At 32.6% G+C, this 13,184-nt stretch carries 13 protein-coding genes and 1 pseudogene; 12 read left to right on the top strand and 2 right to left on the bottom strand.

The annotated features are described in order from the left end of the window. Positions 1-85 precede the first annotated feature (85 nt). From AC3WOM_RS22320 to AC3WOM_RS22295, 6 genes and pseudogenes are all read left to right on the top strand, one after another. Positions 86-868, top strand: a complete 783-nt coding sequence (locus tag AC3WOM_RS22320; RefSeq protein ID WP_427542260.1) for a PhzF family phenazine biosynthesis protein — start codon at positions 86-88, stop codon at positions 866-868. Positions 869-935: 67 nt separating this feature from the next. Next, entirely contained in the window at positions 936-1,319 is a 384-nt protein-coding gene (locus tag AC3WOM_RS22315; RefSeq protein WP_492448394.1) for a hypothetical protein, read from the top strand. Then, positions 1,225-1,623: pseudogene (locus AC3WOM_RS22310) on the top strand (aminotransferase class I/II-fold pyridoxal phosphate-dependent enzyme); the annotation flags it as partial. The gene AC3WOM_RS22315 and the pseudogene AC3WOM_RS22310, both read left to right, overlap by 95 nt. Before the next feature lie 31 nt (positions 1,624-1,654). Continuing rightward, positions 1,655-2,911 (top strand): MFS transporter, encoded by a 1,257-nt coding sequence (locus AC3WOM_RS22305; protein ID WP_492448393.1) that lies wholly within the window; start codon positions 1,655-1,657, stop codon positions 2,909-2,911. A gap of 20 nt (positions 2,912-2,931) precedes the next feature. Beyond that, positions 2,932-3,330 carry an acyl-CoA thioesterase gene (locus AC3WOM_RS22300; RefSeq protein WP_427542251.1) on the top strand — a complete coding sequence of 133 codons (399 nt, stop codon included), beginning with the start codon at positions 2,932-2,934 and terminating at the stop codon, positions 3,328-3,330. A gap of 216 nt (positions 3,331-3,546) precedes the next feature. Then, positions 3,547-3,765, top strand: a complete 219-nt coding sequence (locus AC3WOM_RS22295; RefSeq protein ID WP_492448392.1) for a hypothetical protein — start codon at positions 3,547-3,549, stop codon at positions 3,763-3,765. 504 nt (positions 3,766-4,269) lie between these two features. Here the strand turns inward: AC3WOM_RS22295 and AC3WOM_RS22290 are convergent. After that, positions 4,270-5,028, bottom strand: a complete 759-nt coding sequence (locus AC3WOM_RS22290) for an MBL fold metallo-hydrolase (protein ID WP_427542245.1) — start codon at positions 5,026-5,028, stop codon at positions 4,270-4,272. Positions 5,029-5,332: 304 nt separating this feature from the next. Between AC3WOM_RS22290 and AC3WOM_RS22285 the strand changes: the two genes are divergently transcribed. From AC3WOM_RS22285 to AC3WOM_RS22260, 6 genes are all read left to right on the top strand, one after another. Further along, a complete protein-coding gene (locus AC3WOM_RS22285) occupies positions 5,333-5,899 on the top strand; it encodes a TetR/AcrR family transcriptional regulator (RefSeq protein ID WP_427542242.1) in 567 nt (188 codons plus the stop codon). A 57-nt stretch (positions 5,900-5,956) separates the two neighbouring features. Then, on the top strand, positions 5,957-7,813 hold the full coding sequence (locus AC3WOM_RS22280; protein WP_492448391.1) for an alpha/beta fold hydrolase: 1,857 nt from the start codon (positions 5,957-5,959) through the stop codon (positions 7,811-7,813). A 247-nt stretch (positions 7,814-8,060) separates the two neighbouring features. Next, positions 8,061-8,771, top strand: a complete 711-nt coding sequence (locus AC3WOM_RS22275) for a sigma-E factor regulatory protein RseB domain-containing protein (protein WP_492448390.1) — start codon at positions 8,061-8,063, stop codon at positions 8,769-8,771. 862 nt (positions 8,772-9,633) lie between these two features. Next, entirely contained in the window at positions 9,634-10,689 is a 1,056-nt protein-coding gene (locus AC3WOM_RS22270; RefSeq protein ID WP_492448389.1) for an ankyrin repeat domain-containing protein, read from the top strand. Positions 10,690-10,952: 263 nt separating this feature from the next. Further along, positions 10,953-11,951 carry a YolC/YozM family protein gene (locus AC3WOM_RS22265; RefSeq protein ID WP_492448388.1) on the top strand — a complete coding sequence of 333 codons (999 nt, stop codon included), beginning with the start codon at positions 10,953-10,955 and terminating at the stop codon, positions 11,949-11,951. Next, positions 11,935-12,384, top strand: coding sequence for a hypothetical protein (locus tag AC3WOM_RS22260; RefSeq protein ID WP_492448387.1), 450 nt, complete (start codon positions 11,935-11,937; stop codon positions 12,382-12,384). The genes AC3WOM_RS22265 and AC3WOM_RS22260 overlap by 17 nt, the downstream gene beginning before the upstream one ends. Positions 12,385-12,567: 183 nt before the next feature. Here the strand turns inward: AC3WOM_RS22260 and AC3WOM_RS22255 are convergent, their stop codons facing one another. Continuing rightward, on the bottom strand, positions 12,568-13,128 hold the full coding sequence (locus tag AC3WOM_RS22255) for a DGQHR domain-containing protein (protein ID WP_492448386.1): 561 nt from the start codon (positions 13,126-13,128) through the stop codon (positions 12,568-12,570). Positions 13,129-13,184 lie beyond the last annotated feature (56 nt).

The raw sequence follows: 13,184 nt of genomic DNA, 5'->3' as shown, positions 1-13,184 counted from the left end.
TGGATGTGTCGAAAAAAATTTTTTTGACACGTAAAAGTGGCGTGAACCATTGATATATCAACATTTATAGAGGGAGGTTTTTTTAATGAAATATTATGTAGTGGATGCTTTTGCGGAAAAAATATTTGAGGGTAACCCTGCCGGTGTTTGTATTATGGATGAATGGCTGCCTGAAAAAATGATGGAGAATATAGCTATTGAAAACAACCTTTCTGAAACAGCATTTGCCGTAAAAGAAAAAGATAGAGACAGTTATCATTTAAGATGGTTTACCCCTGGAGGAGAAATTGATCTTTGTGGACATGCTACCATAGCAACTGCTTATACTATCACTAATTTTTATGACAAAGAACTTAAAACAATCAAATTTCAAACAAAGAGTGGGGAACTGATTGTTTCGAAAAAAAATGATCTTTATGAATTAGATTTCCCAAGTATAAAGCTTAACGAATATAGATTGACAAAACAGATGGTGGAAGCACTCGGAATAAAACCTGTAGAAACTTTTTTAGGTAGAGATTTAGTGTTTGTACTTGAAAAAGAAGAAGATGTACTTAACTTGTCTCCTGATTTTACTAAATTAGCCCAATTTCCTGAAGGACTGGCTGTTTTTGTGACTGCAAAAGGAAATGAAGTTGATTTTGTTTCTAGAGCCTTTTGGCCAAAACTAAATGTAAATGAAGATCCAGTTTGCGGTTCAGCACATTGTAGTTTAATTCCATTATGGGCTAAACGACTAGGCAAAAATGAAATGATTGCTAGACAGCTTTCTAAACGTGGTGGAACACTATACTGTAAATACGATGATGTTAGAGTAAAGATTAGTGGTTCAGCAGTTTTATATTCAATCGCGGATCTACAATTGTAAAAGCGAAAACACTTTAAAAAATAACAATTTTTTAGATTGTAAAAGATAAGAATGGTGATTTTAAACTATGAATAATAAAGGTTTTGACTCCAAAAATTTTTTAGCAAATCGTATTCAAACTATTAAGCCATCAGGTATTAGTCGTTTTTTCGATTTAGCTTATCAAATGGACAATGTTATATCTCTGGGAGTAGGTGAGCCTGATTACGTAACTCCATTAAATTTTCGTGAAGCAAGCATTTTACCACTAGAGAAAGGTTATACTGCTTATTCTCCTAATGCAGGGCTTATTCAACTTCGGAAAGAAATTTCTGATTATTTATACAATAAATTCAATGCCAAATATTATTCAGGGAATGTTGAAGGTACATCAATATTCCATAATGTGCGCTCCTACAATGTCTCAATTTGCAGCAATAGAAGCTTTAAAAAATGGTCAGGGGCAAGTTAGAAAAATGGTGCAAAGTTATAACGACCGTAGACGTTATATTGTTAATGAATTCAATGAAATGGGACTCTCATGTCATTTACCAGGAGGAGCTTTTTATGTATTCCCAGACATTTCATCTACAGGCTTATCAAGCGAAGAATTTGCTGAAAAACTACTAATAGATGAACAAGTTGCTGTGGTACCAGGTTCAGTATTCGGTAAAGGTGGTGAAGGATATATAAGATGTAGTTACGCTACTCATTTTGAACTTTTACATGAAGCCATGCAACGAATTAAAAGATTCATAGATAAGGATATTTTATAAAATATTTATACAACGGAAAAGAAGTGAAATTATGAAATTGAAAATTCATTATGCGTGGATAATTGTACTAGTCATATTTATAAATCTATTAGCTGTTCAAGGCGTTCGTTTATCATTTGGTGCATTTATAGAGCCGTGGGAAAATGACTTTCAATTGGACCGAGGAACAATTTCACTTATATCAACAATTAGCTTTATTGTTTATGGGGTATCTCAACCATTTATTGGAACAATAGTTGATAAGTTTGGTCCGCGTTTAATACTTTCATTAAGTACTATTCTAGTGGCAATTAGCTTTTTATTGATGGCTTTTGTTAATGAGTTTTGGCAATTGTTGATTATTTACGGACTTTTTGTATCAGTTGGGGTTGGAGGAGCATCAAATGTAGCTGCAACTGTAATTGTTACAAACTGGTTTAATAAAAAAAGGGGACTTGCTTTAGCAATAGTAGAAACTGGGTTTGGTGCAGGGCAAATGATACTTGTACCAGGGTCTCTTGCTTTAATACATTGGATTGGATGGAAAGGAACTGTTAGTGTATTAGGCTTAACTTTGGCCATAGTAATCTCTCCAATAGTCTTATTTTTTTTACGAAATAATCCTGAAGACAAAGAGTTGGAACCTATAGGAGGCCATAGTAAAGAAGAAGTTACAAATATTAAAAAGAAAAAAAACAACACACTCTTTAATTGGGAAGTCTATCGAAAAAAACAATTTTGGTTCATTATTTTACCTTTCGGGATTTGTGGTTTTACTACAACAGGATTAATGGACACTCACTTAATCTCTATTGCACAGTTATGTGGTTTTTCAACAAGCATAACAGGAATAGCAGTCAGTGTTTTGGCCGCATTTAATATAATTGGAATATTAATATCAGGTGTTATAGCTGATCGATGGAGTAGTCGTAAGCTTCTAATTGTATTATATATAATCCGTCCACTTTCTCTCCTAATACTTTTAGAAAATAGTAATCCTTATCTATTCATAATATTTGCTATGATTTTTGGTTTAGTTGATTTTGCAACTGTTGCTCCTACTCAATTATTAGCAACCCAACATTTTAAAAACTATTCAATAGGTTTTATTATAGGCTGGCTATTTCTTAGTCATCAAATAGGATCTGCATTAGGGGCATATGTTCCAGGTCTAATGTATAATTTCCATGCCAATTATAATTCTTCTTTTTATCTATCGATAATTATTTTATTAATTGGTGCAATTTTCACCTTTTTGCTTCCTGAGCAAAAGACTCTGGAGGAAAAAGGGCGGAGTACTATTCAATAATTTAAAAAGGGAGTGGTAATATGTTTGAAACTAATTTGAATGTTCGCTTTAATGACTGTGATTCTTTAGGACATGTTAACAATTCTGTTTATTTTACTTATTTTGAAGAAGCAAGAAAGGGACTATTTCATATTTTCAATCATAATTTGAGTATAAAATCATGGAACCTTATTGTTGCATCGACTAATTGTGATTTTCTTCAGGAAATTGGATATGCTCAAAAAATTAAAGTATATACATGGGTTAGCCGAATTGGTAAATCTAGCCTTGATGTAGAACATTCAATTGAAGATGAAAATAAAAATTGTATTGCTCGTGGAAAGGCTGTTTTAGTTAATTTCAATTTTGAGGATAAGAAATCTATGCCTATAAATAATGAGATTAGAGAGGAATTATTAAAACACACTAGTTTAAAATAACAAGACAGACATAAGCACAATTAACTAAGAGTGTTTATGTCTGTCTAATATGCTTATCGTAAAGAGATACTTAAAAATTTTTAGTTAGTAATTACGAAATCCGCAATGCTAAGGGGGATTTCGTAAAAAAGAAGGTAGATAGTTTTTATCCATATATAAATTGTACGTGGACAAGAACTTTTTTTCTGAATATTCAATATACAAGGTGGTGATTTTTTGTTTAAACCTTTAATTACTGATTATAGTAAAAAATATGGAAATAATAGATGGTTGGCATACAGTAATAAATTAAAAAGAACTGTCTATTTATTTAGTGATTTAGAATATGAACATTGGTTACAGATAGAATCAGATCCAGATATTATTGAATTTTGTGAACAACCAATAAAAATGGAAATAATTCATAATGGAAAAGTTCTTTCATCTATTATTTAATATGTGGATGAAAAATAAAAATGGCAAGGAAACCTTCATAAAGTATAGAAAAGATCTATTAAAAAATTCACTAAGGAAGCAAATTTATATTCAAGAAGTTTGGTGTAAGGTTAATAAAACAAATCATCTCATTAGAATAGAAGATGAAATAAAAATGAACCCTATTAAGTTATTTAATCTTAAATTTCTTATAAAACAAGTGAATAATTCAGTTCAATTTAACCATTCCACTTTGGATCAAGTTAAAAGTCATATCAAAGAAGAACCAAAAACAGTTCAACAGATATAACTAATGAAACATTATCCTTTTCGTTATAAAATGCGAATCGGAACTTCAGAAAATTAAGTAACGATTAACTAAGCCTTAAAAAACACAGGTCGAAGAATTACTAATAAGTAAGCAAATGAATAAACGACGAAGACCAAGAAGCTTAATTGCCGTCTTTTTCTTTCATTTTTATGTACTACGACAGATAATATAGTTTTCAAAAATGATGGAAACAATTAAAAAGAAATAATTTCACCGTCTTCAGGAATCAATACTGAACCACTTAGATCCTGTTCCTTAAGAAAATCGGATAGTTCCTTTCGGCTCAATTTACAGTGGTTAATAGTATCTAGATGCACTGCAAGTAGCTTAGTTTTCGGAGATAGCTGAGCAATGCGAGCAATATCCTCGCGTGTCATTGTAATAATAGTTCCCCATATCATTTCTGCCTCTGAGGCATTCAAAAGAGCGACATCAGGCGATAAATCTCGAAAGGTTTTTTCAATATTTGGTGTATAAATACAGTCACCTACTATATAAATAGAACCTTCCGACATCGTATTCAAGTAAAAACCAGAAACTGTCCCGAGTATCTTACCAGTAATGCCAGGAGCATGCGGTCCCTCAATTCTCCTCATTTGAATTCCTTCCCATTCATAATAGTCATTAATTGCTATTATTTTCTTGAATCCAGCTTTTTGAACAAAGCTTTGGTCCCTAGGGCTACAAAATACAAGAGTTTCCTTATTTAAGATGGATATAGATTTCGTATCCCAATGATCAAAATGACGATGTGTTAGAAGGATAGCATCTACATCTTCGAAAATGTGAAGTGAAACAGTCAATGAAGTCAATGGATTTCTGCGATAATTTCTAGTGAAAGGGACAGGTGAAAGTTTACCAGCTTCACTCAACATCGGATCAATCAGTAATCGTTTTCCATTTATTGAGATAATTGATGTAGCATGTCGAATATGCTGTACTGAAATGGGCATAAAAGCATCTCCTCTAAACAATTTAGTGACTACAAAAATATATTCGTATGTATCTTCCAAAAAAACATATTTGTTTTCTTTTTAAAAATATATGAACCTAGCGTTAAAACACAAGTGAAAAATTGCAAGCCATCCAAAACAGTTTTGGGGTTCAGTTCAACTTTGCTCAAAATGAGATTAATTTTTAGCAGTAAAATCAATTAAAGTATAGCTTTTTTGATCAATTTTTTTATTAAACTAACAAAAATACTTGCAACACCTATTATAGTACTGTATAGTACTAATTATGACAAGGGGAAAATTAATGAATCAAAAACGTGTGATTGAAGTAGCTGCAACATTATTTTTAGAAAAAGGGTTTGCTTATACAAGCATGGATGAATTAGTTCGTGTAAGCAAAGTTTCAAAGTCTAATGTGTATTATCACTTCTCTAATAAGGAAGAATTGTTGGAAGGGGTTGTTGATTATTGGATTGAAATGTATCAATCTGCAATTGATGGCTTACTATCTCAAAACCAATTATTAGTTGAAGATCGTATCCAACTGTTTTTAAAGCAAATATCACAAGGAGTTCAGACGAGAGAATATAAGGGGAGCTGTCCATTTATTACGCTTTATATTCAAAGTCCTACAAATGCCACAAAAGTAAAAGAAAAAATAGGTCTTTTTTTTAAAGGATTACAAACGAAAGTTTCTCTATTACTTAAACAAGGGATAGAGAATGGTGAATTTAGAAAGACAATTAATATTGACGAGGTTGCATCTCTTTTTATTACAAATCTTGAAGGAGCGCTATTTATTTCAGAAACACTGGAGGATGCAACTGTAATTATGAAAACAGCAGATCATTTTTTTAACTTGCTTCGATAAAAGAAGCATTTTTTTTACATCAAATTAGTACTGAATAGTACTACAAGGAGGATTTTTATGAGAACAGTATTTTTAACTGGTGGAACAGGTTTTATTGGAAAGCAATTAGTGAAGGAATTAGCCAAAGAGCAAGTTACAATTCTTCTATTAGTGAGATCGAAAAGTAAAGCAACCCGCATTTATCAAGAAAGAGGCATCTTAAAAGAGGCAGTTATGCACTTTATTGAAGGTGATTTAACGAAAATAGACTTAGGTCTAAGTGCTGAAGATAAGGAGTTGGTATTGAAAACGGATGTGATTATTCACGCAGGAGGCCCCATGGATATTCAAGCGACAAGCAAAGAGGCAGCTTCCGTTTTTTTGAATGGTGCCCAACATATTAGTGAATTCGCTAAAAATATTCATCAATTGAAGGGATTGCAACAATTTATTCATGTTGTAGGCTATATGAGTCCCTTTGATGATAAAAATAGCAAGATTGCGATAGATGTGTTTAAAGAAGGAAACAATTTTTTGAAAATAAAAAATCCATATGAGAGAACAAAGTTTTTAGCAGATCTTTATATCCGTCAGCAGGCATCAACAGTAGGTTATCCGCTTTCAGTAATTAATCCACCAACTGTAGTTGGTAGTAGTAAAACAGGGAGTACGGAGCAAACAGGAGGCTTAGGCTTGCTTGTGATGAGTATGCGAAAAGGGCTCTTGCCAGTGATCCCTGGAGGTAAGAAATATAGATTACCACTTATTGCAAACGATGAACTAGCAAAGTTTATTGTGCAGGTTTTCAGATTGGAGCAACCAACTATACAAACATATACACTTGTTGAAGATAAACAACATGATCAGAATATTTCAGAATTATTAGATGCTATGTCAGAAAGTATGAATATGACTGCACCTAAAATCTCTGCTCCATTGCCATTTATGAAAGCACTTATGAATAGTGGCGTAAGCAAAATAACCCAAATTCCTGCTGATGGGCTGAACTTTATTACAAATCGAACATTTTCAAATGGTTCAGCGAAGAAGATTATGGGAGAAGATTGGTTTAAGGAGACAAATGTAATGAAATTTTTCCCAGCCGTAATAGCTGATCTGGATTATCGCATGATGTATCAAAATGGCCAGCACAGTCATTTATTTAAACGAACATTATGTAATAATACTACCATTTACCAATCACAAGGAGAGGGTAAACCGTTTATTTTATTACATGGTTTATTAAGTGATGGAGAGGATTTATTTCCTTTAGGAAAAGAGCTTCATGAAAAAACAGGTCGACCTGTATGGATCATGGACCTTCCAGGTTTGGGACGTTCTCCTTTTAAACGAGAGAAAAATCTTTTAAATATCTATTTGAATGTATTGAAAAAGTTATTGGAGAAAGCTACTAATGGTGCCCATCTAATTGGCCATTCATTTGGTGCGTATATTCTTTTGGAAGCATTAGTACAAAAGTACATAGATAAGAAGTATACAATTACTTTACTTCAGCCACCTGTTGCTAAAAAAAATGCTAAATCGATAAATGTTCCTCAATTTATGAACAAATTGACATTGAAATTGGCAACTACTAATTTGATAGAGCGTTATTTATTAAGTAATGGTTTATTTGAAAGTACGGAAAGCATCCCTGAAAATTATATTGAAAAAATAAGTAAAAGTTTTACTTCTCCTAGAATTTTAAATACTACGGTTCAGCTTAACAGTTTACTATTGAAAAACGTTCAAGGTGATTTCAATGAAGTAACAAAGTATAATCTTCGCATTATTTGGGGGGATTATGACAGAGGCTATTCTGCTCCTTCGCATCTGGGTAAGGTTGATTTTGTTCCATATGGTCATCATTTTCCTCTTAACCATCCGAGTGAAACGGCTAATTTGGTAATAAAAAATAGTAGTACTAGCAGATGAGAGTGTGGGATAAATAAAAAGTGGGTAGTAAGATCGTTGTGTCTTTGAAATAAAGTCGTACTATTTGAAAAGAAAAAGATTGTCTACATGAACGCTGGATATATTTACTTAAGAATCTAACAGCTAATCAATTACCATATCATTTAATACAGGTGAAATTTCTTCTTCTCAAGAATTTTATAAAGATAGAACAGTGTGGTTCCTTAATGATTCAGCAAAAACCTATACAGAATCACAAGTAATGGGAATGGAAAAAAACTTAAAAAAAGGAACTACACTAACATTAGAACAAGCATTTTCAACTGCCCCTGATGGAAATCCCTTAAGCATTTATAGAGAAAGATCCCCATTTAACTTGGCAAATGCAACCTTATTTCCTTATGAGATTGCCTCTAACTATACAAGAGATTTAAGTAAATGGGAAATAGAGAAGCAAAATGAAGAATTACTCGGTCATAACACGCTTGTAATAAAAGGGAATATAAACCATAGGGACTCCAGGTCATTCCGATTTTGGGTGGATAAAGATACAGGAATATTAGTGAAATATGAAACTTATGATGCTAAAGGAGAGCTCGTTGATTATCTGCATCCTACAAGCCTTGAAGTGAATGTTCCAATTGATACAAAGAGATTTACGCCGAATTTGGATGACTATAAAAAAGAAGAATTGAAGAATGGCCCAAAAATGATTACAGGAAATATCGATGAATACATTCCTGAAGAATTAAAGGAACAATGGGAGGAAGCTAAGAAGAAGCCAAACGAAACAACTATTTTACATCAAAATGATACATGGTATATCCATGCGAAAAAGGGATACTTAGTTGATAAAATAGAAGTCAATGGTGAGGAAGGGATATTACTATTGGCTAAAGCTTCACCTCAAAAATCTCAATTTACTTTCCAAGCCTTAGCACAGGGATATAAAATAGATAGTCTTAAAATTGCTGAATAATTATTGGCATACGATACAAAACAATCATTTTTTTAAATCCTTCAATCTTCTACAATCGGGCGCTTTAATGGAGCAACGAAAAGCCTAATTTCTTAATTTTAATGAGAAATTAGGCTTTTTATATTTACTCATAGTGCAAAATAGCACTTAATATGGGTGCAAAATAACTCCTAAAGTGACAATAAAAATAAATTGATTTCGCAAAAAGTGTCTGGACATTTTTGTCCAAAACGTCTGTAGATTCTTGTCCATATACAGAAAAGTACAGATATTATGGGTAGTTGATGAATCTTGGCCCTCCTCTTACGCCAAATAATTTTAGTTTACATAATATAAATACCTTGGTCACAACTTTCTAATTATCGGATGGTTCCTATAATTTATCGTTCAAAAGGGGATTATTCATTTAAATAATGCTAATTATCGTTTAATGTAGATTTGTCCAATATTCATAAGAATTATTCATAAGAATGAACAAATAAGCTGGTTGATACTATATCTTAACAAAAGATAAAAAGTTGATATGGAGTATTTCTCCTTATCAACTTTTTTATTATCATGGAATGATTTTGTGGATAGTTTAGTCAAATTAGTTGGTAGCAACATCAAAGAAAAAGATTGTTGGGAGGAAAATTTTTTGTTTGCTCGATCACTTCAATGCTTGGATTACCAAAAGCGTAATACCCATCTTTTTTATAGTCATTTTTCCAAAACGGTTGCTTAAGTATAACCTTTTTTCTTAATTAACTGTAAACTCTCTTAGCAAAGAAATAATAACATGGTAAAATATAGACTGGTATATATATGGTAAATGACGTGATGAACTATATTCAAAAATCTAATGTAAGGAGCGAAAATACATATGGCGAGGAAGAGAAAAACGTTACCGAAAAATTTTAATGAACTAATTGAAGCAGGTGATATTGCGGCATTACAAGAGGTATTTACAAAATGCGAGCTAGATGCATATGGTGGTTATAGTAAAACAACAGCCTTAAGCTTTTTCAATGTACCGGATGAATTGGTTCGCTGGCTCGTGGAACAGGGGGCAAATATAAATGAGAGAGACAATTACAAAAGAACGGCTTTACATAATCAGGCAATAAGTTGGCGGGGGAATATTGAATTGCTTCTTGAGTTAGATGCAGATATAGAAGCCTTGGATTATCAAAACGAAACACCTTTATTTGCTGCAGCTGCTTTTTTTAAACCAAATGCGGTGCGCACATTGGTTTCTAAAGGAGCAAATATTAGCGCGGTAAATATGATGAATGAGACGCCTTTGGACAAAGCTTTAGCAGTATGTAGAAATATAAATATTGTTGATCTAGTGGAAGTTTCTGAAATTTTTCTGAGCGCAAGTATAGCTGTAACGCCGGAAATGAAAAATTCTATTAAGCGAATTGGAAAAGACTTTGAATTTCACAGAGAAGGTTTTAATAAAGAATATTTGAACGAAACGGATGAGGCACTTTCCCATCTTTATGAGCTATTTGATGTTCCACCAGTAGAGAAGCGAAAAACGCATGATGGTACGTCTCCAATAACAGTATGTACGAAGGGCTGGCAGGCTCAACATAATGAACTTTGGGATTTACTAATTCCTTCGCAAGGACATGCGCAAACTGTACAAGGAGAGGTTATTCGTATTACTGGTAAAGTCTCATACGAAATTTTAGATAACGGCGGCATCAACTGGGATAATGATTTTCGTAAAATGCTCAAAAGTTTGAACCATTACATTAGCTTAGGTACGCCATTACATCCCGCTGCACTTCAGGAGTCTATCACTTTAGCGAAAGAACTTCACAAAGGCGATGGAGATGAGCAACCTGCGAGACTATGCGAGTTGGCAGTGCAATGGGTACTTAGCAATCCGAATCCGATTATTTTAGAACAGCCCGAATATAAGCGCTAACATATTTAACAAATCCAATAAGCATTTTTATAAACAATACTATCCTCTTTTCTAAGCACTTAACGGCTAAGAAAAGGGAATAGTATGCCGTAAGTGATGCAATGATGAACCAGATAAGTAATTAGATTCACTAAAGGGGCTATACTTGAAGATCATTGAGCTGTTTTAGACAGCTCTTTTTTCTTATTGAACTAACAGCGCAGTATTGTTCAATAAAATAATGGATTAATTTGGTATGATAAATCTAGAGGGGAGGATTTGTAATGAGAAAGTTTGTTCCTGTTTTAATAATAGTTTTCGTAGTCGTCTTAGTAACTAATATATATGCCAACAATTATGATAGTTTTTCTAATGAAAATAATAATGATGAGAAGCGATGGAACCGTATTGCATCTGTCCTTGATAATGCGATGGATGAATTTGGTTTATTTAGTTTTCAAAAGACCCCAGATTCAACAATTTTTATTGTAATGGATGAAACTAAAAGTGAATTACAACTGAAAAAGTATTTAGAGAAAAATGTAAATAAAACAGATTTGAGCCAATTCAACATCGATATTACTAAAATAAGTTTACAAGAAGTTGAGACGGAGCGATTTATGTCGATAGTTTCAGGTATTGTATTTGATTATATACAAGAAAAAAATTATAACGACGTGCAAGTGTATCTTCCTTTAATTGAACCTGAACCGATACTAAAAATATCGATTCCTAAGTCCAGTGAACGATCTAGCGAAAACATGAAAAAAGAGCTAGAAGATGTATTAGCTTCCAAGAGCGCTGAACTACCAAAAAAAGATATTTCCTATGAAATCCAGGTGATAGAGCATATTGATGAAAGTACTATTGAATCAGATGCCGAAATCAGTGATGTTGTTGAAGATTTTCAAGGAACAGCAAACCAATTAATTTTTTCTGATACCGATATTTTTAAAGGAAATGGTATCTATAAAATGTCTTGGGCGCAACCATCAGATTGGAAGAACTATAAATTTCATGTTATAAACCATACAGGGACAAATGTAACTGTGCAAATTCAACAGAAGGGTCACACGCAAACTTATAATATAGTGGCTAATGGTTCTACTACATGGATCCAATCAGCTGCTTCTTCTGGTGATCATACAATAGTGGTCACAACATCTGATGGAAGGATTTTTGAAGGGGATGTTTCTGTCAGTGGATCTGATGTTCCACTAAAGGAGCCATTTAATGCAATGAAAAATGTTAATGGAGGTAGATTTAATGGAATCCAATTATAAATGTTTTATTGATATTCGTTTTAGTGGTGGAGATATTCAATTTGACGTTTCGAGTGACACACAGTTATTTAGTTTTAAATCAGGTATAGGTTTTGTAGCAATTCCAAATTTTTTCTCAACTCTTTCCTCTCTATATAAGGGAGAAATCAGTGAGGCAAAATTGGATTGTCATGGAAACTTTGATTACTATATATTTTCCAGTGATGGTATAAACCTTTTTATTGAACATATAAGCCATTATCCAGATGGTATATTTAAATATCAATTTAAGCTGAAAGAGTATATCGAAGCTATTTGTACAGAATTTCTAAAATATCTGCAACAACTTGAAAAGGACGGAATATTACCTTTAAAAACTAATGAATTTGCTCATCCATTAGGGGATGATGTATTAAATTCTTTTTATGATTTTTCATCACTTTTAAGCTGTTAATTTTATAAAACTATTTACGATGTTCAACTTACAGATGCGATCAAGCATACGAGTCAATTTACATGAAACGTAACAGAATCCGGTTGATGGGATTTCATTGAATAACTTTCATTAATTATTTTATTTCCTACAATCGCAAGTGCATTTAAACATGTTATATGTGTCATTCTATACAACTGATTATCATCCCATTGTTCCGGAAACAAATCTTTTATTAAATTGAAGTAAAGTAATGCTATGTTTAATTTTCGTTCTTTTGATAGGTTTGCTAAAGCAGATTTTTTGTAATAATTTTATGATGTTGTACAGATTTTGTAATGTTACGTTTTTCTCTTTAGTTCTTCTTCCAATTAAAGTTCCTTTATTAAAGAAAGGGCTCTCCGGCTTAAGAATTAAGTTTGTAGCAACCCAGCTAATATCATCATTATCTCTATTTAAATAGCGACTTAGCGATGTTCCAATACCCTTAGCTTTTGAATTAATTACATCAAATAATTTAATTTCTTCATCCTCATCTAAATAATGAAAAGCCAAGAAGGGAACGTTAAGTGTGCTATCTGTTTCATTAATATATTCACTTATTCCGCCTAATCTATGCTGCCCATCCATTAATGTAGCTTTTTTTGTGCATACTAATCTCCTGAAATTTCTTCTTTGACTGTCATATGCGTGAAATTCCCAATGTCCTGAAGCATTTAATAAAATTGGAGTGTAAAGGGCATCTTCTCCTTGGGATAAGTACATATTTCAATCAAATTTATACTATATGTAACTGTAAGGTAGTACAAACCTCACATAGT

Source organism: Lysinibacillus sp. FW301-JW8 (assembly GCF_058788755.1).
Note: the sequence above shows the minus strand (reverse complement) of the source record. Positions and strands in the feature narration are given on the sequence as shown.

What these genes read in the sequence shown, in the direction of transcription:
- AC3WOM_RS22265 (WP_492448388.1), top strand. Translation starts at nt 10,953, where the DNA reads ATGAGAAAGTTTGTTCCTGTTTTAATAATAGTTTTCGTAGTCGTCTTA.
- AC3WOM_RS22300 (WP_427542251.1), top strand. Translation starts at nt 2,932, where the DNA reads ATGTTTGAAACTAATTTGAATGTTCGCTTTAATGACTGTGATTCTTTA.
- AC3WOM_RS22255 (WP_492448386.1), bottom strand. Translation starts at nt 13,128, where the DNA reads ATGTACTTATCCCAAGGAGAAGATGCCCTTTACACTCCAATTTTATTA.
- AC3WOM_RS22315 (WP_492448394.1), top strand. Translation starts at nt 936, where the DNA reads ATGAATAATAAAGGTTTTGACTCCAAAAATTTTTTAGCAAATCGTATT.
- AC3WOM_RS22320 (WP_427542260.1), top strand. Translation starts at nt 86, where the DNA reads ATGAAATATTATGTAGTGGATGCTTTTGCGGAAAAAATATTTGAGGGT.
- AC3WOM_RS22285 (WP_427542242.1), top strand. Translation starts at nt 5,333, where the DNA reads ATGAATCAAAAACGTGTGATTGAAGTAGCTGCAACATTATTTTTAGAA.
- AC3WOM_RS22260 (WP_492448387.1), top strand. Translation starts at nt 11,935, where the DNA reads ATGGAATCCAATTATAAATGTTTTATTGATATTCGTTTTAGTGGTGGA.
- AC3WOM_RS22290 (WP_427542245.1), bottom strand. Translation starts at nt 5,028, where the DNA reads ATGCCCATTTCAGTACAGCATATTCGACATGCTACATCAATTATCTCA.
- AC3WOM_RS22280 (WP_492448391.1), top strand. Translation starts at nt 5,957, where the DNA reads ATGAGAACAGTATTTTTAACTGGTGGAACAGGTTTTATTGGAAAGCAA.
- AC3WOM_RS22270 (WP_492448389.1), top strand. Translation starts at nt 9,634, where the DNA reads ATGGCGAGGAAGAGAAAAACGTTACCGAAAAATTTTAATGAACTAATT.
- AC3WOM_RS22305 (WP_492448393.1), top strand. Translation starts at nt 1,655, where the DNA reads ATGAAATTGAAAATTCATTATGCGTGGATAATTGTACTAGTCATATTT.
- AC3WOM_RS22275 (WP_492448390.1), top strand. Translation starts at nt 8,061, where the DNA reads ATGGAAAAAAACTTAAAAAAAGGAACTACACTAACATTAGAACAAGCA.